Origin of the sequence: Cystobacter fuscus, assembly GCF_002305875.1 — a bacterium.
Lineage (GTDB): Bacteria > Myxococcota > Myxococcia > Myxococcales > Myxococcaceae > Cystobacter > Cystobacter fuscus_A.
The window spans coordinates 2773118-2794881 of the sequence record NZ_CP022098.1 but is presented as its reverse complement, the minus strand read 5'-3'; the positions used below and the strand labels follow the sequence as shown (position 1 = coordinate 2794881).

The 21764-nt window shown below is 68.5% G+C and carries 10 protein-coding genes; 6 read left to right on the top strand and 4 right to left on the bottom strand.

Annotated features, from left to right (window positions below):
• The first annotated feature begins 151 nt into the window (after nucleotides 1–151).
• The 4 genes from CYFUS_RS11600 (at nucleotide 152) to CYFUS_RS11585 (ending at nucleotide 6531) form a co-directional block, all read left to right on the top strand.
• Complete coding sequence (locus tag CYFUS_RS11600) at nucleotides 152–1489, top strand: cytochrome P450 (RefSeq protein ID WP_157758389.1); 1338 nt, start codon at nucleotides 152–154, stop codon at nucleotides 1487–1489.
• 285 nt (nucleotides 1490–1774) lie between these two features.
• Nucleotides 1775–3421, top strand: coding sequence for a hypothetical protein (locus CYFUS_RS11595; RefSeq protein WP_095985283.1), 1647 nt, complete (start codon nucleotides 1775–1777; stop codon nucleotides 3419–3421).
• Between the two features lie 24 nt (nucleotides 3422–3445).
• The gene (locus CYFUS_RS11590; RefSeq protein ID WP_095985282.1) at nucleotides 3446–5116 is read left to right on the top strand and encodes a helix-turn-helix domain-containing protein; all 1671 of its coding nucleotides are present in this window, start codon (nucleotides 3446–3448) and stop codon (nucleotides 5114–5116) included.
• Between the two features lie 35 nt (nucleotides 5117–5151).
• Nucleotides 5152–6531 carry a metallophosphoesterase gene (locus CYFUS_RS11585; protein ID WP_095985281.1) on the top strand — a complete coding sequence of 460 codons (1380 nt, stop codon included), beginning with the start codon at nucleotides 5152–5154 and terminating at the stop codon, nucleotides 6529–6531.
• A gap of 68 nt (nucleotides 6532–6599) precedes the next feature.
• Here CYFUS_RS11585 and CYFUS_RS11580 read toward each other — a convergent pair whose 3' ends face one another.
• Nucleotides 6600–8606, bottom strand: coding sequence for a lipoxygenase family protein (locus CYFUS_RS11580; protein WP_095985280.1), 2007 nt, complete (start codon nucleotides 8604–8606; stop codon nucleotides 6600–6602).
• Nucleotides 8607–8984: 378 nt separating this feature from the next.
• Between CYFUS_RS11580 and CYFUS_RS11575 the strand changes: the two genes are divergently transcribed.
• Entirely contained in the window at nucleotides 8985–13871 is a 4887-nt protein-coding gene (locus CYFUS_RS11575; protein ID WP_232537783.1) for a CHAT domain-containing protein, read from the top strand.
• A 15-nt stretch (nucleotides 13872–13886) separates the two neighbouring features.
• Here the strand turns inward: CYFUS_RS11575 and CYFUS_RS11570 are convergent, their stop codons facing one another.
• Both CYFUS_RS11570 and CYFUS_RS11565 read right to left on the bottom strand, forming a co-directional pair.
• On the bottom strand, nucleotides 13887–14618 hold the full coding sequence (locus tag CYFUS_RS11570; RefSeq protein ID WP_095985278.1) for a M90 family metallopeptidase: 732 nt from the start codon (nucleotides 14616–14618) through the stop codon (nucleotides 13887–13889).
• A 93-nt stretch (nucleotides 14619–14711) separates the two neighbouring features.
• On the bottom strand, nucleotides 14712–17036 hold the full coding sequence (locus CYFUS_RS11565; protein WP_232537502.1) for a PAS domain-containing sensor histidine kinase: 2325 nt from the start codon (nucleotides 17034–17036) through the stop codon (nucleotides 14712–14714).
• 193 nt (nucleotides 17037–17229) lie between these two features.
• Between CYFUS_RS11565 and CYFUS_RS11560 the strand changes: the two genes are divergently transcribed.
• Nucleotides 17230–18366, top strand: coding sequence for a hypothetical protein (locus tag CYFUS_RS11560; RefSeq protein ID WP_095985276.1), 1137 nt, complete (start codon nucleotides 17230–17232; stop codon nucleotides 18364–18366).
• Between the two features lie 249 nt (nucleotides 18367–18615).
• Here CYFUS_RS11560 and CYFUS_RS11555 read toward each other — a convergent pair whose 3' ends face one another.
• A complete protein-coding gene (locus CYFUS_RS11555; RefSeq protein ID WP_095985275.1) occupies nucleotides 18616–21642 on the bottom strand; it encodes an HYR domain-containing protein in 3027 nt (1008 codons plus the stop codon).
• Nucleotides 21643–21764 lie beyond the last annotated feature (122 nt).

The following is a 21764-nucleotide window of genomic DNA, read 5'->3' as shown; positions in this document are numbered from 1 at the left end:
TCCCCGGGAGGTAGATGTTACGGAGGTCCCGTCACTCCGGAAAGGAAGACATCCGCAGATGAACGACGCCACGCCAACCCCAACCGACGCCAGTGCATCCAGGACTCCGACCCTCTCCCAGAAGGCCTTCCAAGCGCTCTGGAGCCACCGGATGAAAGCGTTCGCGGGCATTCCAGGTCCCGCGCCATCCCTTCCCTTGGGAAATGCCCAGGACTTCATCGGTCGACTCCCCTGGGAAGTCTGCGCCCGGTACGCCGAGCGCCATGGAGGCATGCTCGTGGTCTGGCTCCTCGGTGCGCCCACGATCATCCTCACGGACCCGGAACTCATCTGGCAGGTGCTCGAAGGGGACTTCGACAGCTACTACAAGACCAGTCCCCGCAAGCAGTTCCTCCCCATCATCACCGACGCGAGCGAGTTCATCGCGAACGGCGCGGAGTGGAAGAAGAAGCGGGAGACGGACCCCGCCCACAACGCCATCGGCCCGCGGGGATACGAGATCGACGCCCACGCCGTGCGTGAAGCGCTCACCCAGAAGGTGCGCGCCCTTGTCGAAGCGACGCGAGGCGAACCTCTCGAAGATGTCGTGCCGGTGATCGCGCGTCTCGCCTTCGATGCGCTCTCGATTCAAGCCGTGGGGAGGCTGCTCGAGGATGAGATCTTCGACACGTTCCAGACACTGACGAAGGTCGGCACCGACCGGATCAACCTGCCCGTACCCCTGCCCTTCGCCCTGGCGGGCGCACGTGCGCGCGAGCGCTGGCAAGCCCGGTTCGAGAGCCTCGTGCGGGAAATCAGACAGTCACCCGGGGCGGGCAGGAGCGTGCTGCACGCCACGCTCAGGGTGGGAACGCAGCTCGACGAGAGGGCCCTGGCGACGCAGATCGGCAACATCTACTTCGGAGGGATGACCTCGATCACCAGCAGTGTCATTCACACGCTGTACCTCCTGACGCGGCACCCGGATGTGCGAGCGCGCGTCGTCGCCGAGGTGCGCGAGTTGGCGACTCGCGAGCTGGACCCGGCGCTCGAGGTGTTCGAGAGCTACCCGGAGTTCAACCGCGTCGTGCTGGAGTCGCTCCGCGTGCTCCCTCCCGTTCCCATCTACTCGCGCTGTTCGAGCCCGGACCGACAGGTCTCCCTCGGAGGGCATGTCCTGCCGCCCAACACCGACCTGCTCCTCACGTGCTGGCCCCTTCATCGCTCGGCCCGGCATTGGAAGGACCCCGAGCGCTTCGAGCCCGACCGCTGGAAGGGGAACACCCTGGCGGAGAACCCCCTGGGCAGCGGGTACTTCTTTCCCTTCGGCAGGGGCCGGCGGGCCTGCGCGGGCAGCGCGCTCGGGTTGCTCAACATCAAGATGCTCCTCGTGTCGCTGCTGACCGCGAGCCTGCCCGAGGTGGGCGCCCACCAGGAGTATCGGGGGAAGCTCTTCTTCGGCGCCATGCATCCCAAGGGAATGCGCGTGCGCTTCCTCCCCATGGGCTGAGGCTCTCCCCCGAGCCTCCCGCGACCGCCATACCGGGCTTCACACCTGACGTGTGAAGCCCATCACAGCACGCTCGGGAACAAGGCCTCAAAGTACTCACTGCCATGCACCGCTCGTCCCCTGTTGAAGAGGGACGATCTCCGACCCGGGCCTGGCGGAACAGGCGAGACATCAAGGCCCGGCTCTCTTGATTGCTCACCTTCCTGGCTCCGCGAAGGAAATGCCCACGCGCCCCGTTCAAGCCGGGCACTCAAGACACCCGCTCATCACGCTGAAAGAGACCCCATGCCGAAGCAGAGCGAAAACCTCGAGCTGTTGTTGGTCCATGCCGACACGAACACGCCCATGCTGGAGGAAGGTCCGCCCGTGGACGCGGCCGCCGGGCTCGAGAGCACCCGGGAGCAGGTTCACGAGCCGCTCGACTTCTGGGAGGAAGGCGGGGACCCGAACGACCTCGAGGCCCAGCGCTGGGGTCTCATCCTCCCCGAGGGTCCCCGGGGTGATCGCCTGCGCGAGCTGATCCAACCGCTGATCGCGCTCCGGCGGGAGCAACAGGGAGGGCACCCCATCAAGGAGTACCGCGTTCCGGCGGGGCCCATGACCATGGCCGGGGCCGCGCAGTGGCGCAAGAAGCACTTCGACGCGGGAGAGCACACGAACACGGACCTGCCGCGGTATCAGCTCATCCTGGGCGATTTCGACCAGGTGCCGCTCGCGATCCAGCAGATGCAGTCCACGGACGGCTATGTCGGCCGCCTCCACTTCTCCGATGAACGGGGCTACGAGTCCTATGTCGAGAAGGTCCTGCGCGCGGAGAAGCTGACCCGCGAGGCATCCGGCCGGATCATCATGCACACGGCCCATGACGGCTCGAGAGCCCTCGACGCGGGATTCAAGGCGCTCATCAACCCCGGCATCGAGCTCATGCGCGGTGAGATGGGCAAGGGCCTCTTTCCCACCAACGAATGCGACATCCATGGCAAGGAGATGGAGCCGGGTCTGGATCGATTCCTGGAGAGCGCGGCACACGCCGCTCCGGGCGTCTTGTTCAGCATGAGCCACGGCGCTGGCGCGCCCAAGGGAGGCTGGACGACGGAGGAGGACCGGCTCGCGGGCCAGGGGAGCATGAGCTTCGGCCGTGACGGGCTGCTGCGCGGGGACGACCTGACCTCGCGCACGTTCATGCCCAATGGCATCTGGTTCATGTTCGCGTGTTTCGGCGCCGGCACTCCGGACACGAGCGCGTACGAGCACTGGCTCCGCAAGCTCGTCGAGGCCGGGCGCTACCCCAGCGTGCCCGACGTGGTGAAGAACCTCGCGGGGACGGGCAGGCCCTTCGTCGCCGCCACACCGCAGAAGGTGCTCGCCAACCCGAACGGTCCGCTGGCGTTCATCGGCCATGTCGATCTCGCGTGGACCTACAGCTTCCGCGAGGACGACTCGCCCGCGAAGAAGCGTCCGGGCCGCTTCATCAACACCCTGAAGACGATGCTCAAGTCGGACCGGGTCGGCATCGGCTTCCGCGAGCTGTATCGCTACCTCGCGCTCACCGACAGCGAACTGGCCAGCATCCACGATGAAGACGTCCAGACGAGCGCCCAGCCCTCGAACGACGAGCTGATCCGGCGTGGATATCTGTGGATGATGCGGCAGGACATCGCTGGCTACGTGCTGCTCGGAGATCCGGCGGTCCGCCTCCCGGTCGAGTCGAAGCGGTCCAAGCCATACACGGCCGCGCCCCCCACTCCTCCCCCGTCCGCGCCGCTGCCCATCGCCGCGGACAAGCTCGAAGAAGCCATTGGCTACTTCATGTGCGGGGAGCTGAGCCCCAAGGAGCTCGCCACGAAATACGGCATCGAGCGCCGCGAACTCGAGCGCCTCGCCGCCATCTATTGCAAGGCGGGCCGTGCCGCCCTCGGCATCCCCGATTGAAACCGTCCCCCGGGAACTCCAGACATGAACCTCGAACTGCTCCTGACACACGCGGACGATCATCTCCCGACCTTGGAGGAAGGGCTCCCACTCGAATCGGCGTTGAGTCCGCCCAGGCCCGAGGCCAGCGACATGCCGACGCACCTGTGGGACTCGGGCGGAGATCCCAACGAGCTGCCCGCGCAGCGCTGGGGAGTGGTGGCGCCGGAGGGACCCGACGGGGATCGGCTGTTGGCGCTCATCACGCCCCTGCGCGAGCTGCGCCAGCAGGGCCAGGGAGCGCCCGTTCGCATCTACCGGGCACCGCCGGACATGGACGCTCCCACGGCGGCTCAATGGAAGAGGCGCGTGCTCCAGGACGAGAAGGTCGCGGAGGCGGATCGGCCCCGCTACCTGCTCATGCTCGGAGATCTGGATCAGCTCTCGCTCGAGATGCAGCAGATCCTCGGCGGTGACGGTTTCATCGGGCGGCTCGCGTTCTCCCGGGACGCGGACTACGAGGCGTATGTGGAGAAGGTGCTGCGCTGGGACAAGAACCCCTCCGCCTCCCCCCAAGCGCGCGCTCTTTTCTACACCGCGCATGACGGGACCCGGGCGACGAGCGTGGGCTACCAGGGGCTCATCACCCCCAGCCTCCAGAGCTGCCGCGAACGCCAGGAATTGGGTGACTTCCCGGCGAAGGAGATCCTGGAGCTGGGGGATGGTGAGAATGGGTCCGTGGACAGGCTGCTGGAGCAGGCGGCCTCGCGAGAGCCGAGCGTGCTGTTCTCCTTGAGCCATGGGTTGGGCGCTCCTCGCCAGGGCTGGAAGTCCGTGGACGCGCAGCACAGGCTCCAGGGAGCAATGAGCCTGGGCGCCGGGCAGACGCTGGACGCCTCGGCACTGGCGAACCAGCCCTTCCTCCCCGGTGGCCTCTGGTTCTACCTGGCCTGCTTCGGCGCGGGGACCCCCTCGCGGAGCGCCTTCCACTCGTGGCTGTCCCAGTTGCGTGACGCTGGCCAATTCACGGGGCCGTTGGATCGACTGCTCGCCTCGCTGCCCCGGCAGGGGGAGCGGCCCTTCGTCGCCGCGCTGCCCAAGACGGTGCTCGCCAATCCCCAGGGGCCCCTGGCCGTCGTGGGTCACATGGATCTGGCCTGGTCGTACAGCTTCCAGGACCCGGGCACGACGGCGAAGAACCGGCCCTCCCGCTTCCAGGGCCTGCTGCGCTCCCTGGTGTCCGGGCGCCGTGCCGGAGTCGGTCTGAACGCGCTGTCACGCTTCTTCACGGATGCGAACACGGAGCTCACCACGCTCTACGAGCTGCAGGAGGAGGCCCGGCGCTCGGGCCACCCGGATCCGGTGGACCCCACCCAGCGGGCACACCTCTGGATGCTGCGCCAGGATCTGGCCGGCTACGTCCTGCTGGGGGATCCCGCGGTCCAGTTGCCGGTCGCCACCGTCAAGGCGAGCAAGGAGGCGCGGCCCGCCTCGGCCCGGGAGCTCGCCGCGTCGTTGTTCGGCATGCCGGTGGCGGCCTCGGAGCCCCTTCCCAGCGCCGAGAAGATGGCGGAGGCAGTGCTCGCACTGCTCTCGGGTTCGGAGAGTCAGCGGGCCATCGCGGAACGGGTGGGCGTCTCCCTCAAGCAGCTACGCCACTGGGAGCAGGTCTACAAGGAGGCCGGACTGGCCGCGATGGAAAGGCTGCATAAGTGAATCTTGACGGCGCAACCCCTTCACGAGGTCTTGAGATGCGGACAATCATTCTGAGCGACCTGCACCTGGGCAATGGACAAGGTTACGACATCTTCGCGGGAGAGACAGCGCTGCCCTCGTTCCTCGACTCTCTCGCCAGCCCTCCCACCCGGGTGGTGCTGAATGGAGACACGGTCGACTTCCTGATGAACGAGGATCCTCTCGAACTCCAGGTGGAGCGAGCGGTGCGGCAGGCTCGGGCGCTCGTCTCCGCGCCTTCCACGGCGACGGTGTTCGCCTCGCTGGGGCGTCTGCTGGCCGCGGGAGGAGAGGTCGTCATGCGCCTGGGCAACCACGACATCGAACTGGCCCTGGACGAGGTCCAGGCCGTGTTGCGCGAGGCGCTGCGCCAACCGCCGGAGATCGCCTCCAGGCTCCTGTTCCATCGCGGGGACGCACCGGAGCTGCTCGACGTGGGCGGGGCGCGGCTGCTGCTCGCCCATGGAGACCACGGGGACAACTGGAACAAGGTGGAGTACGCCCACCTGCCCGGACCCGGCGCTCCCGTCAGCGCACGGGCCGAGGACTACCATTACTCCGCCGGCTCCCTGCTGGTGAAGAAGCTGCTCAATCCGCTCAAGCGGCAGTATGGGATGCGCTTCGCGGACCTGCTGGTGCCGGACTTCCAGGGAGCGGTGATGGCGGCGCTGGCCGTCAACCCCTCGGCGGTGAGGCTGCTGTTCCAGAACACCACCTTCGACATCCTCTGGCAGTTGTTGCGCAAGTCGCGGATGCCGCTCAGCTTCGATCCCAACGCGCCGGGCGAGGAAGACCTGGGACTGTCCCAGAAGGTGGACGATGCGGGCCTCACCGACGAGGAGCGGAAGGAGTTGGAGGAAGTGATGGGTCCCTCCCCCGTGAGCTTCGGTGGGGACGAGGCGGAACTGAGCCTGGGGACCCGCATCAAGCTGGCCCGCGCCGCCCTGGGCTCCTACGCGCGCATGCAACGGCTGCTCGTGGGCCAGAGCGGCAAACGCTACTTCAGCCTGGAGCCCACCGAGGCGGAGTCGCGGGAAGCCCAGCGTCTGGCGAAGAAGTTCGGAGCGGGGGCGGTCATCATCGGCCACACCCACGCGGCGCGCTGGAAGCAGGACGCCGGGGTGCTCTACGCGAACTCCGGCAGTTGGATCTGGCTGATGCGGCTGCCCTCGCCAGAGGCGCCCGATTCGGACTGGGCCGACTTCCTCGAGGAATTGCGGACCAACCCCGGGTTGGAGCCCCAGCGGCAGCAGTTGGCGAAGCTGGAGACGCGGTTCACCGCGGTGAGCGCCGAGCCCCACCCGGACGGAGGGGCGGCGGTGTCGCTGGTGGAGTGGATACCCTCTGAAGGGGTGATCCGGCCGCTGGCCACCACGCGTGTGTCGGCCACGGCCTGAGGAGGAGCGGGCGCGCGGGCCCGGTGAGCGCCACTCGGGCGCCACCGGGCGGAGCCGCCGCTGACGACTCAGATGTTGATGCTCTGGGGGACCCGGCTCGGCAGCAGGAACGGATAGGGGCCGAAGCGGGTGTGGTTGCGCTCGGAGATCAGCGACTCGAGCTCATCGAGCTTCTTCTGGAAGTGGGCGAGCGGCTCACCCACCTGCTTGTCCTTGAACCAGTGCGTCTCGTAGTGACCGAGCCGGGTGTAGAACACACCGCCCAGCAGGTGCAGGAACTCCATCTGGAGCGTGGCCATCTCGAGCGGCGGCAGGTAGTCGAGGTAGTCGTTGGCCTCGGAGTCGAGCTCGGAGAGCGGGGCCGCCCGGTACGCCGCGGGAGGAGTGGCCGGCGCGTAGGTCATCAACTCGGCCTGGGGAGCGTTCACGGCCGCGTGCTGCGCGCTGGCGGTGAAGATGATCATCGTGAGCGCCTGGCACAGGTACGCGACGGTCTGGATGCGCCCGTCCCCCGCGTCCCCGAAGCCCCGGATGCGCCCGCCCTCCCGCGAGACGATCTCCGCCGCCCACTCCTGGAGCGCCGCGTCCGCCCGCACCTGCTCGTCGGAGCGGTAGTAGAGCTTGACGTAGCTGCTCACCCACTCCTCGATCGCGTGCCAGAGTTCCAGGGCGTCCTCGCGGTACGGGTACTCGAGGGAGTCGCTGGTCACGCCGCGCGCCTCGAGGTCGGCGGGCAGGAAGAGCTCGTTGAAGGGCCTGGCGAGCAGACCCTCCGCGGCGACCCTCCGGCTCTCCCAGATGGTCCCGGCGAGCGACTTGTCCACCTCATGCCCGGGCGCCACCAGCGTGGACTGGGCCATGTCGTTGATGTTGAGCGTGCCCTCGAAGTGCGGCCGCAGCAGCGTACTCACCGGGTGCTCGTCGGGGAGGCACCGGCGCGTGGCGATCACCATCGGACCGATCAGCAGGTGGGTGCGGCCCAGGTGGGAAATCAGCTCGTGGTGGTTGAAGTCCGCGACGGTGACCACGACCTTCGCCTTCCTCCAGGCGTCGCCGTCGGCCGGCGTGAAGATCGGATGATTGCGCGGATCCTGGCCGCACTGGATGGCCACCGCATGGAGCCGCTGCGCCCCCGAGGCGCCACGCGGGAGCGCGAACAGGGCGAGCGGGGCGAAGCAATACTTGGGGCCAACCGGGAAGTTGCCATTCTTCACGCGCGCCAGGGCCGCGTAGTCACAGAGGAAGAGCCGGCCCTCGGAGCCCGCCAGGGCCAGCGAGTCCCCCGCGTCGCCGATGGAGACACGGAACTGCGCGTCGGTGACCGGGAACTTCTCCCCCGGCGTCGCCACCCGCTGGAGCACGAGCGGGTTGAAGCCCGCCACACGCAGGTAGGCGAAGACCTCGTCGGAATCATACCGGTCAGCGAACCAGGGCCGCTCGAACGTGGCGAACAAGCGCGCGTAGTCGTCCAGGGACCTGGGGCGCCCGGACCTGTTGACGTTGGAGCGCTTGAGCACGAACTCGAGGATGCCGAGCGGATCGGTGATCCCCTTCTTGATGAGCTCGCGGGAGATGGTCGCGACCAGCTTGAGCACGGAGAGCACGCCCGGCCCGGACTCCTCTCCGCCGAAGGACAGCGGACCCTCCTCGCCAGGGAGCGCCGCCGCGAGCTGCTCCGGACTCATCTGATCGAAGTGGGCCGGAGCCACCGCGGCGGCCTCGTGCGGCTTCACCGCGTGGAGCGGAGCCGCGTCGAGGTTCACGGTACCGAGGCCCAGATCGCTGAGATCGAGTTCCGCCGTATCCACGTCCGTGTACGAGACCGCGTCATCCCAATGCAAACGATTGTGCACGGCGCGCAGGGACAACTGCACGCATTGCATCATCCACTGGAGGCTCGGCTTCTCCGCCTTCGGCAGCGTTTCGATCATCGCGAGCGGCGCGAGCTTCTTGTAGTCGTAGCGATACAGCCGCTTGGGGTCCGAATGGGCCGAAGCGGAGCCGAAGAGGAAGGTATCGGGCCCCGTATTCTCCGCGACGGAGGCGGACGGGTTGCTCTGAGCGGGATCGGACACGGTGGTTGCCTTTGGTGAAGAGGGTGCGGGAATTCGTCCCCCAGGGACGGGTCCCCCCCAACCCTGGTATGAGAAGACATACCAACTCCTCACTCGCTTCCGCTGTGATCCACCTCACATGACATTCAATCCGGCGCACGGCAGGCTGGTTGTCTGGTCATCGATCAGGCCCCGGCGATTCACCGCACCTGGTGTGATGTGACGCACCTCACGCTTCGCGAGTGAACCCCATCACAGCCCCCGCGAGGAAGAACCGTCACAGTACGCATCATCCGGTGCAACAAGGCCTCGATGAACGGATGAATGCCAATGAACCAGCCGAGCACCCGTCCCCCTGGTTGTCATTTTCCCGAGGCTGTGGACTGCTTGCCCTCCTTGATGGGTCCCTACGAGCTGGTGCTGGAGTTCGCTCGCGCGAGCGACACGGGAGAGCCTTTCGCCTTCCGCTTCGAGGAACAGGACTACCAGCTCCGGCTGGAGGGAGGGGTCTTCGAGAGCACCCCCTTCCCGTGGAATCCCCAGGTGCTGGCGGACCTCGCCGAGCTGGACAAGGCCACGCCGGACGGCAACGCCGTGCAGCGCCTGGGCAACCACCTGCGCGGCTTCCTGGGCCGGCTGGACTGGGGACGGCACGAGGCCGCCATCGAGCAGGCCCTCTCGGCGGGACGCGAGGTGCGCCTGACGGTGCGCTCGGCGGCGGCGGAGCTGTATGCCCTGCCCTGGGAGTTGCTGACGCTCAGGGGTTCCGGCCAGCACCTGGGGGAGTTGCCCGGCTGCTCCATCCGCTACGAGTGGCCCCGGGACCAGACGCCCTCCAAGCGCCCACCCGCCTCCGAGGGAGGACGCCTCCTCTTCGCCTGGTCCAGCGCGGGCGGCCCGGTGCCGGCCGACGCGCACCAGCGTGCCCTCACGCGCGCGTGCGCCACGGGGCACCTGGACTTCGACACGCGCCGGGACGTGCTGGCGGGCGTCTCGCCACGCGCCCTGTCCGCGGCGCTGGCCGCTGGCGGCGGCTCCATCACCGTGCTCCACCTGCTGTGCCACGGAGGCCGCTCGGAGGCGGGCGTCGTGGGGCTGTGGTGCGATGGCGAAGGGGACACGCCGCGGTTGGTGGACGGAGCCCTGCTGCGTCAGGTGCTGGCGCCCCACGCCGGCAGCCTGCGATTGGTAGTGCTCAGCGCTTGCAAGAGTGGCAGCGCGGGCGAGCTGGGCAGCCACCTGGGCAGCGTCGCCCAGGAGTTGCACCGGGTGGGCGTGCCCGCGGTGGTGGCCTCGCGGCTGCCACTGTCGGTGCCGGGCTCCCTCGTCCTCACGGAGACGCTGTACGGCGAATTGCTGGAGTCCTCGTCCTCGCTGGAACAGGCCCTGGGAGAGACACGGCGGCGGCTGGCGCTGGAGGGACGCCACCTGGACTGGGCCTCGCTCCAGCTCTACGCGCGCGCCGGGGAAGCGCCGGACACGCGGCCAGTGGCCATCCGTCCCTACCGGGGCCTGCTGCCCTTCGAGGCCAGACACCGCCGCTTCTTCTTCGGCCGCGAGGCGCTCTCCCAGCGTCTGCTGCAGCGGGTGCAACAGGCCGTCCAGGGACAGGCGCCGCGCTTCCAGGTGGTGGCGGGTGCCTCCGGCGCGGGCAAGTCCTCCGTCGTCATGGCCGGGCTGGTGCCGCTGCTGCCCACGGAGACGTGGGACGTGTTGGTGGTGCGGCCCGGTGAGCTGGTGAATGAGAGCACGGCCAAGGACGGCGCCTCCTCCGCCCTCGCGGGCCTGCTCCGGCGGCTACGGGCATTCCGCGGCGCCGAGGCACTGTCCCCGGGCGCCGGAGTCACTCCGGAACAGGTGCTGGAGGAAGCCAGGCGGCTGAGCGAGGCGAGGCCTGGACGCAAGCTGTTGCTGGTGGTGGACCAGTTGGAGGAGGTGTTCACCCAGTTGAGCGGCGTGGAGGCGTGTACCTCGCTGATGCGCACACTGTGGCGCCTGGCGCACGCCCCGGAATGGGAGGGCGTCCTGCTGGGCACCCTGCGCGTGGACCATTTCGAGCACTGCGGCGAGGTGGTGCTCGAGGAGGGCAAGCGCCTGGACGCCGTCGTGTACGACGAGGCCTATCGCGTCTTCGTGGCCCATCTGGCCAGCGAGGAGGTGGCGGCCATCATCGAGAGGCCGGCGCGTCTGGTGGGGTTGGAGCCCGAGGCGGGGCTGGTGGACAAGCTGTGCAAGGACGTGGGCCAGGAGCCCGGCGCGCTGCCACTGCTGGAGTACGCGCTGGATCTGCTGTGGCAGCGGCGCGAGGGCGGCTGGCTGACGCACGCGGCCTATGAGGAGATGGGCGGGGTGACGGGAGCACTGACACGCACCGCCGACAGGCTGTACGCCGCGCTGTCCGAGGCCCAGCAACACCAGGCGAGGCGGCTGCTGGTGCGGCTGGTGGATTTCCGCGACGCGGCCAGTCCCCAGACACGGCGCCGCGCGTGGGTGAAGGAAGTGCATCCGGTGGAGGCCGAGGCGCGCGAGGCCTTCGAGGCCGTGTTGGAGCGCCTGGTGGGCAGCAGACTGCTGGTGAAGGGCGGAGAGGACAGACCCGGCGAGCGGGACGGCACCTGGGTGCAGTTCGCCCACGAGGCGCTCATCCGCCGCTGGGAGTCGCTCCAGGAATGGGTGAAGGAGGACTGGGAGCGGGAGCAGCAGTTGCGCGAGGTGGATGGGTGGGCGCAGGCGTGGGAGTCGAACCAGGCCAGCAAGGACCAGGGCGCCTCCTATCTGCTCACGGGCGACAGGCTGGGCTACGCGCACCGCGTGCAGGCGAAGTACCACGGGGAGCTGTCCGTCAGGAGCCTGCGACTCATCGCCCGGTCCGACAAGGCCGAGGAGCGCGAGCGGCGGCGCACGAGGTTGGGCCTCCTCACACTGGCCGTCTTCCTGGTGCTGGCCCTCGCGGGCGCGGCCCTGGCCTCACGGGAGAGGAGGGAGGCGCTCAACCAGAAAACCGCGGCCTTGGATTTCGCGCGGATGGTTCAGTTCGAAAAGATGCACCGGCAGGACCCGACCCTCGCGGCCCTCGTGCTGCGTGAGGTGGTGCATCCCGAGGCGTCACCAGAGTGGCTCCAGGATACCGTGGACATTCTCCAGCGCCCCTTGAGCACGGCGGTGCTGGAAGGGCACTCGGACCGCATCGTGGCGGCTTCCTTCAGCCCGGACGGAACACGGATGGTGACGGCCTCCGAAGACGGGACGGCGCGGGTGTGGCGCGCGGACGGCTCGGACCAGGACCATCCGCTCGTGCTCACCGGCCATGCGGGCCCGGTGAATTCCGTGGCGTTCAGCCCCGATGGGACTCGGGTGGTAACGGGCTCCTCGGACAAGACGGCGAGGGTGTGGCGCACGGATGGCTCGGACCAGGGCCACCCCCTCGTGCTCACCGGCCATGAAGGCCTGGTGTATTCCGTGGCGTTCAGCTCGGACGGGACGCGGGTGGTGACGGCCTCCGAGGACAAGACGGCGCGGGTATGGCACACGGATGGCTCGGACCAGGAGCACCCGCTCGTGCTCACCGGCCATGCGGGCCCGGTGAATTCCGCGGCGTTCAGCCCGGACGGGACTCGGGTGGTGACGACCTCCGAGGACAAGACGGCGCGGGTATGGCACACGGATGGCTCGGACCAGGAGCACCCGCTCGTGCTCACCGGCCATGCGGGCCCGGTGAATTCCGCGGCGTTCAGCCCCGATGGGACTCGGGTGGTGACAGCCTCCGACGACAACACGGCGCGGATGTGGCGCGCGGATGGCTCGGACCAGGGCCACCCGCTCGTGCTCACCGGCCATGAAGGCCTGGTGTATTCCGTGGCGTTCAGCTCGGACGGGACGCGGGTGGTGACGACCTCCGAGGACAAGACGGCGCGGGTATGGCACACGGATGGCTCGGACCAGGGCCACCCGCTCGTGCTCACCGGCCATGCGGGCCCGGTGAACTCCGCGACGTTCAGCCCGGACGGGACGCGGGTGGTGACGGCCTCATCAGACAATATGGCGCGGGTGTGGCACACGGATGGCTCGGACCAGGAGCACCCGCTCGTGCTCGCCGGCCATGAGGGCCCGGTGTATTCCGCGGCGTTCAGCCCCGACGGGACTCGGGTGGTGACGGCCTCCGACGACAACATGGCGCGGATGTGGCGCGCGAATGGCTCGAACCAGGACTACCCGCTCGTGCTCACCGGCCATGCGGGCCCGGTGTATTCCGCGGCGTTCAGCCCCGACGGGACTCGGGTGGTGACGGCCTCCGACGACAACACGGCGCGGGTGTGGCGCTCGGATGGCTCGGACCAGGAGCACCCGCTGATTCTCCGCGGCCATGACGGCCCGGTGAGTTCCGTGGCGTTCAGCTCGGATGGGATTCGGGTGGTGACGGGCTCCTCGGACAAGACGGCGCGGGTGTGGCGCTCGGATGGCTCGGACCAGAAGCACCCGCTCGTGCTCACCGGCCATGCAAGCCTGGTGAGTTCCGCGGTGTTCAGCCCCGATGGGACACGCGTGGTGACAGCCTCCTACGACAAGACAGCGCGGATGTGGCGCTCGGATGGCTCGGACCAGGACCACCCGTTCGTACTCACCGGCCATGAAGGCCTGGTGTATTCCGTGGCGTTCAGCCCCGACGGGACGCGGGTGGTGACAGCCTCACGGGACAAGACAGCGCGGGTGTGGCGCTCGGATGGCTCGGACCAGGAGCACCCGCTCGTGTTCCACAACCATGGAGACACGGTGTTGTCCGTGGCGTTCAGCCCGGACGGGACGCGGGTGATGACGGCCTCACGGGACAACACGGCGCGGGTGTGGCGCTCGGATGGCTCGGACCAGGAGCACCCGCTGATTCTCCGCGGCCATGACGGCCCGGTGTATTCCGTGGCGTTCAGCCCGGACGGGACGCGGGTGGTGACGGCCTCCGAAGACAAGACGGCGCGGGTGTGGCGCTCGGATGGCTCGGACCAGGGCCGCCCGCTGATCCTCCGCGGCCATGGCGGCCCGGTGCATTCGGCGGCGTTCAGCCCGGATGGGACGCAGGTGGTGACGACCTCCGAGGACAACACGGTGCGCCTCTGGACGATTGAAACCAAGAGACTCCAGGAGTTGCTGAACGCGGCCACTCCCATTTGCCTGGACGTGAAGCAGAGACAGAGCCTCCTCTCGGAGACTCCCACCGAGGCACAAGCGGGCCTCGAGCGATGCGAGCGGGCTCATGGCAGGCCCCCCGCGACCGCCGCGTCCTCCGTCCGGTAGGGCGTTTCCGCTCCTTCAGCGCCCGAGCGCCGGATCCCACCCGTAGAAGCGCTTGAGCTCCTCGTAGAGGTCCGGCGTCTTCTCCTTCATCTGGTGCGGCTTCTCGAAGAAGGACTCGGTGGCCACGGCGAAGAACTCGGCCTCGTTCACCCCACCGTAGTCATCCAGCACCTGCCGCTCCAGCCGCCGGCCCTCGCGCAGCTTGTGGAAGTGCTCGCCCATCACCGAGGCCCACGCCGCGTAGTGCGAGTAGCGGCGCAGCTCCGGCGTGCCGTCGAACGCCCCATCCTCCCGGTCCAGCACATGGGCGAACTCGTGCGTGGCCGTGGAGTGGCCATCATGCGGGTTGCGCAATCCCGCCAGCACCGAGCGCCACGACAGGATGACGCTCCCCCAGTTCTTCGCCTCGCCCAACACCACGCCCGTGCGATCCGGAATCCTGAAGGCATCCGGATAGACGATGACCTCGCGCAGCCGGTCGTAATAGGAGAAGTCCAGATAGAGAATCAGGCGCACGGCCGTGGCGGACACCACCACCCGCACCTCGTCGGTGATGGTGAAGCCCCCTGCCCCGATGAACTCCTTCTCCCAGGCGAAGAGCTTGAGCAGTTCCAGGAAGCGCTGGCGCGGCTCCGGCGCGAGTTCCTGGAAGAAGGAGACATGACGCTCCAGGTGACCGAACCATTCGGGAGGAAATGGCCGGCGCCTCAGACGGTTCCGACGGAAGGTGCGCAAGAGGCCGCTCATGAGGTGTCTCCATTAGCACCGCCCCCAGGTGCTCTGCCGGGAAAATGGTTCCCCGGGCGAGCGCCTCGCGCACAGCTCACGCGAGCGAGCGGCTCAGTCCACCACCGGGAGGGTGAAACGAAAGGTGGAGCCGTGACCCGTCCCGCTCTCCACCCAGATGCGACCGCCGTGACGCTCGACGATGTGCCGGCAGATGTAGAGCCCGAGCCCCAATCCGCCAAAGCCAGAGATGGGTGCGTTCCGGGCCCGGAAGAAGCGCTCGAAGAGGTGGGCCTGCTGGTCCTCCGGGATGCCAATCCCCGAGTCCGAGACGGAGACAATGGCCTCCGCGCCGCCGCGGGCGAGCGTGACGCGGATCGGCCCCCTCAGGGGGCTGTACTTGCGGGCGTTCTCCAACAGGTTCGCCAGCACCTGCGCGAGCCGACCCCTGTCTCCCTGGACCATGAGCCCCCGCGCGCACTCCTCGTACTCCAGCGGGTGCTCGAGACAGAGCGGGCGGAAGTCCTTCAGGACTTCACGGACGAGTTCCTGGAGCGACAGGGGCGCGCGATCCAGCTCCAGCTGTCCCGCCTGGATGCGCGAGGAGTCCAACATGTCGGAAATCACCTCCGAGAGCCGGTCCACCTGGCAGAGTGCCTTCCGCGCGAGGTCGGGCGGGAGGGGCTGCCCGCAGGCGCACCGTCGCTCGAGCAGTTGCAGGTGGAGCTTGAGGGGCGTGAGGGGCGTCTTCAGCTCGTGCGAGGCGACGCTGAGGAAGTCATCGCGGATCTGGATGGCCGCGTGAGCCTCGCGCAGCAGCCGCTCCCGCTCCGCCTGGGCGTGACGCTCCGCCGTCAACTCGACGACCACGGCGCCAACGCCCATGAGCTTGCCGCTCGTCGTCCGCACGGGGTAGTAGCTGACACGCCAGTGCCGCAACAGGCCCGGGGTAGGCGGCACCTCGAGCGCCAGGTCGAAACCGATGATGGGCTCCCCGGTGTCCAGGACCTGGCGCAGCAGGGGCTCGACGGTGGTGGCCACCCGGGGGGACAGCTCGTGGAGTGCCCGACCCACCTCCTCGTGCCGGCTCTTGCCGTGAAGTGAGGCCAGCGCGTCGTTGACCCGGATGAAGCGCAGGTCGAGCCCGACGAAGCCCAGCCCGATGGGCGCGTTGTTCAGGAAGGTGTCGAGCAGGGCGAACGACTCCTCCAACTGCTCGCGCGCGTTCTGCTCGGCCGCGAACGCCCGCTCCCGCTCCTCCCTGGCGCGGCGCTCCTGCGTGACATCCCGATAGCTCCAGACGCGTCCCACGATGGTGCTTCCCACCCGTTGGGGCAACGTGGTGCGCTCGAAGATGCGCCCGTCGCGAAGCTCGACGATGTCGACGTCCTCCATCTCGGGAGCCGCATACACCGCACGGATCCGCGCGGAGAAGCGCTCCGGCTCCTTGACCTGGGAGATGGCGAACGCGAGGGCATTCTCGTGGTCCAGCTCCTCTCGCAGCAGTGCATCGGAGAGCCCCCACAACTGCTGGAAGCGCTTGTTGAAGGCGGTCACCCGCCCGTTGTTGCTCACGACCATCACACCATCCGTGATGGAGTCGAACGTGGCGCGCAGCAACGAGACGGTCTGCTCCAGCGTCTCCCGGGCCTCGCGCTGCTCGGTGACATCCACCAGGATGCCACGCAGCTTCAGGGGATGCTCCTCCTCGCCGAGCACCGTGACGAAGGCCCGCAGCCACACGATGCGTCCATCCGCGGCCACCATGCGGTACTCGAACTCATAGGGCCTGCGCTCCCGGGATGCCTTCATGCAGTAGGCCTGGGCCCACTCACGGTCCTCGGGATGCACGTGGGCCCTCCAGAAGTCCGGCTCCTGGATCCATTGGAGGGAGGAAAAGCCAAGCAGGCGCTCCGCCTGTCGGTTCACGAAGGTGAAACGAAAGTCCACGTCGGCTTCCCAGACGGCGGCGTCGAGGGTGTCGAGCAGCTCTTCGTATTGCCGCTGGGTCCGGGTGAGTTCCTGCTCCAGGGCATCGTGACGGGCCGACCCGGCGCTCCCAGGCGCGCATGCACTCAAGAGGGCGCATGCTCCCAGGCACACGCCGTCCTCGAAGACGGGAAGCACCAGGGCCCTCATCCGCCGCTCCGGCGCGCCGCCCTCGCAGACCGTCTCCGTTCCGCTCAGGGCCGTGCGGAGGGCTTGAGCGAGCCAGGGGAGACGGTGGAGCACCTCCTCGAAGGCCCGCCCCTCGAACGCGACCCCGTCCCCCCACCCGGCCAGGGAGGTCAGCAGGTGGTTCATCCGAAGAATCCGCTCCTGGCTGTCGACGATCAGCGTGGCATGCAGGCTCGCGCCCACCTGGACAAGCAGTTTGGGAAAGGAGGGAGCGGAAGCCTCCCACCCCGCGTCACGTCCCTGCCCGTCGGTCATCGTCATGGGCTCTCCTGCCTCTGTGGTGACGAGGCGCCCTCCCACCACATCAGTCACAGGTGGAACATGTCGGGGGCATCACAAAGTCGGCGCATCCCCTCCCTTTCCAGCCCAGCACTCCCGAGGGCATGGATGTGGCTGACCATGGTATTCATGAATAAAAGGTGAATCCACGTATTGAAGGATTCAAGGAGAGAAGATGATTCTGGTTTCACGACCCGCTCAGCACTCGCGAAGGCTCGCCCCCCTCTCCGTGTTGCTGCCGCTGCTGGCCTTGGGGTCGGCGTGTGACGGCAGGGCCGCGGACGAGGCGGATGCGCCCCAGACGGACGGGGGCGGCACCGACGGTGAGGCAACGGCCGGCACTCGCGACGCCACGCTGCAACCCTTCCGCTCGAACTCCGTCTGGAACCTGCCCATCGGCACCGGGGCGACGTACGCGGACACGACGGATCCCGCCACCCGGGACTTCATCGCCACGAACATCAATGGAATGACCATCAACACCTGGGCCAACTGGGATGTCTATTCCCATCCCATCACCTTCGCCTCCGAGAGCGATCCCTGGGCCCAGGTGACGGACTACAACGACTCCTCGCGCAGCGGGTCCTATTACATTCCCGCGACGGCCGTCATCGCCAATGGCACCGACAAGCACATGCACATCATCCAACCGGCGCGTACGACCATCGAGGAAGCCTGGAACGTGACGCGGCAATCCCCCACGGCCTACCGGGCCGGGCGGCACCACAAGATCGAGCTCCACGGCAGCGGCATCGGGCCCGCGAATGGCGTGCGCGCCTATGGCGGCTCGGCGATTGGCGGGCTCATCCGCGGCTGGGAGACCGATCCCACCCATCCGAAGTACACGGGGAAGCTCCAGCACGCCCTGGCCGTGGCCGTCGATCGCGTCCAGCTCCATTACAGCGGGGGCGCCAGCGGCTACGACGCGAGCGGGTACGGCACGGCGAAGGGCTATGTGTGGCCCGCCACCGAGCAGGATTGGGGCAGCGAGACGACCTACAAGGGCCACGTGCCCATGGGGGCCTACTTCGCCATCCCGCCCTCGGTGGACATCAACGCGCTGGGCCTCTCGCCACAAGGCAAGATGGTCGCCCAGTCCCTGCAGGACTTCGGCGCCTATGTCACGGACGCGACGGGGGCCACGGTCGCCTTCTACGTGGAGCCCACCGCCCCTTCCGCGTTCGTGTCCGCCCTGCGCAAGGATCTCCCCCTCATCCGCTCGAAGATGCGGCGGGTGACGAACAACAGCGCCTCGGCGCCCAACGGCCCGGGGACGCGGCGGGTCCCGATGCTGCCGGAGCTGGCGCCCTGAGCCGAAAAGCTTCTCCAAGGCCGAACGGAGGGCGGAATCGAGAGCAGACAAGGATGGCGCGCCCGCTCAACTACGCTCACCTCCCTCCACCCGGACACGCCCCTGGAGTGGAAGGGAAGCTGGTCGGTGCCCCAGAGCTGATCCAAAGGGGCCGGCGTACGCCCCGAGCGGCGCGCACCACGAAGAAGAGGGCCCGGGCACCGGCTGAATCCGGTCCCGGGCCCTCGTGCGTTTCAACGCGTCAACGGCTCACTTGCACAAGGGGCTGTGCTCCGCGGTGCCCGGCGGGCAGCCCTCGCCGACACAGAACTTCACCCCGCTGTCCACCGCGCCCCGGCCGGACTGATCGTGCGGCACGTAGACGTGGCAGGTGCCCTGCGTGGACACCCCGCCGGGAACAGAGACCACGTACGTCACGGTGTAGACGCGGCCGTCGCCCGTGCCCTCGCGCTCGGAGCGCAGCCGCATGGACGTGGGGCCGTCAATGATCATGTCGTCGCACGTGCGGCCATCACCGTTGCCGTTGGCGTCCTCCACCTCGTCCGAGGTGATGCGCAGGATGCGCCCGTACTGCTCCAGGGGCAGCGAGCCGCCACACGCATCCGTCGCCGGGGCGGCACACTCCGACAGCGAGACGGGCAGGGACTCGTACTTGTGGTTGGGCGACCACAGCTCGAGGCCGCGATCCGCGCCCGGGGTGGGCGGCGTGGACGAGCCCGCGCCGCGCACCTGGACGGAGAAGAGACACGAGGCCGAGTTGCCCCAGGCGTCCGTCGCCGAGCAGGACACGGAGGTAGTGCCCGCCGGGAACGAGGAACCCGAGGCCCGCGAGCACGAGACGGGCACGGGGCCGCAGTTGTCCGTGGCGGAGACCTCGAAGGAGGCCTGGGCGCTTCCCGCGCAGCTCTCCACCACCACCGGCGCCGTGGGGCAGTGCAGCTCGGGCGGCGTCGTGTCCCCACGCACCTGCACCTTGAAGCCACAGGACGCGCTGTTGCCAGAGGCATCCTTCGCGGAGCAGGTGACGGACGTCTCGCCCACCGGGAAGGTGGCACCCGAGTCATACGAGCAGGTGACGGCGGGTGAGCCGCAGTTGTCGGTGGCGGAGAGTTCGAAGGAGGCGGAGGCCCCCGCCAGCGAGCACGTGTCGAGCACCTGCGAGTCGGGGCAGCCCACCGCTGGCTTCGTGGTGTCCACCACGGTGACGTGACCCACGCACTGGTCGCTCGCCTCTCCATCCGACGCCGTCAGGGTCACCGGGTGGGTGCCCAGGCCGAAGGACGCGGAGGGCACCTCGGTCACGGCGAGCGGCGACGGCCCGTTGTCCGGATCGTAGCTGCCGCTGTTCACGCTGGCGCCACCGAGGCAGGACGCGTCGGCGTTGACGGTGACGTCACGGCACAGGGCCACGGGCGGCTTGTTGGCCGGGGTCACCTCGCACGACAGCTCCGCCAGGGCGGAGACGCCGTTGTTGTCCTCGAGGCACTCGGAGGTGCTCCCCTGGCCCGTGCCGTCATCGTCCACCACGGCCCACACCTCGGCGGTGCCCGTGAAGGAGGAGAGTACCTGGAGCGTGGCGGTGGCGCTGCCCCCCACGGGCAGGGGCTCCGCGACGGCCGTCACGCCGAGCAGCGTGCCGCCCGAGGCCGGATTGCCCTTGTAGAAGGCCACCTTCACGCCCGCCCCCACGGGGGCCTCGCCCTGGTTGAGCACGCTCGCGCCGAGCACGAGCAGGCCCTCGCCATCACACGTAGCGGTCACGCGGGAGGCGGCGAGGTCCGGGGCGGCGTAGGGGCTGGGACCCTCGCCCAGGTAGTTGGCGACGTTGGCGCGGAAGACGTTGAGCTTCGGGTGGAGCCAGTGGGGAGCCGCGTGCACGGGGATGGCGCCGTCGTCGTTGACGTTCGTGATCGAGTACGCGTGCTGGTTCCAGACGCGCCGGGTGTTGGCCCAACCCTCCCTGGCGTCGTGGAACACGCGGATGCCGTTCTGGCCCGGGTAGGCGTGGTTGTTGGACACCACGATGATCTCCGCGGCGTTGTCCCCATCCACGTCCACGACGAGCGGGTACTCGTGCGTGGTGCCCGAGCTGTTGCGCGTCTGCCAGCGCACCGCGCCCGTGGCACCGTCGTAGATGCGCAGGTACACCTCGTCCGCGAAGACGACCTCCAGCTTGCCATCGTCCTCGAAGTCGAACGTGGTGGAAGCGGTGCGGCCCGAGCTGTAGTCCTGGATGGAGCTGGACCACTTCACGGCGCCGTCGGAGCCATAGACGGTGTAGTTCCACTCGCCGGGCAGGCCGATCTCGAGCTGGCCGTCGCCATCGAAGTCCGCGATCGTCGGCGGGCCACCGTGGCCGGCCGCGGAGTGACCCGTCACATACACGTCCCGGGTCCACAGCAGCGAGCAGTCATCGTCGAGCAGGCTCACCTTGCCGCGGCCCGCCACGACGATCTCCCCCGCCGCGTCGGCGTCGAAGTTGGCCACGCCCGCGAAGCCGTGCGGCACGTTCGTGTTGGCGCACCGCAGGGTGCCGTCGAAGTTGTAGACCGACCGGCCGTTGATCACCTCCAGCTTGCCGTCCTGGTCGAGGTCCACCGCGAAGGACACGGGCCCGGTGGAATGCGCACCGCCCATGGAGTCGCCGCCCACCCACGACAACTGCCCGGTGTGGCTGTAGACGCGGTTGCCATCGAGGATCTCCACGGAGCCGTCACCGTCCAGGTCCGCCAGCGAGGGGCCGCCCCACTCGTTGTAGTCGTACGCGGCCTCGGCCGAGCGGAACTTGAAGGTGCCGTCGTGCTCGAAGCAGATGATGCCGCGCCCGTTCTCGGGGATGCCGCAGATCTCCACCTGCCCATCGCCATCGAGGTCACCCGCCGTGATGCTGGCGCCCGGCTTCACCCGGGCCGAGGCGTCCGTCACCGTCCACAAGGCATGGCCGTCATCACCACTGATGGCGCGCAGCACGCCGTCCGCGCTGTAGTTGCCGCCGGCGAAGGAGCTGAAGACGATGTCCGGAGTGCCGTCTCCGTTCACGTCCACCACCGCCGGGGTCATCATCACCTGCTTGTAGTCGGGCAGCACCGCGCTGCCCGTCCACGCCCACTGGAGCTCGGGCTCGAAGTTGCCCGTGAAGGGGGGCGGCACCTCGCAATGCTCGGCCAGATTCCTCACGCCCTTGACGGGCTCCGGCTCCAGGGACTCCGTGGTGCCACAAGCGCTCGCCGCGGCCACCACCCACAGCGCCATCCACGTATTGCGTCTGGATTTCATGCCGTTGTCTCCTCCAGCCTCGCGCAGGACCCGGCCATCACCGGCCGTCCATCGCCTGGAGAGTCTAACGTGCGAGGCGAGTGCGCCTCGCCCTCCACCGGACCCACCCCCGGAGCGTCCGG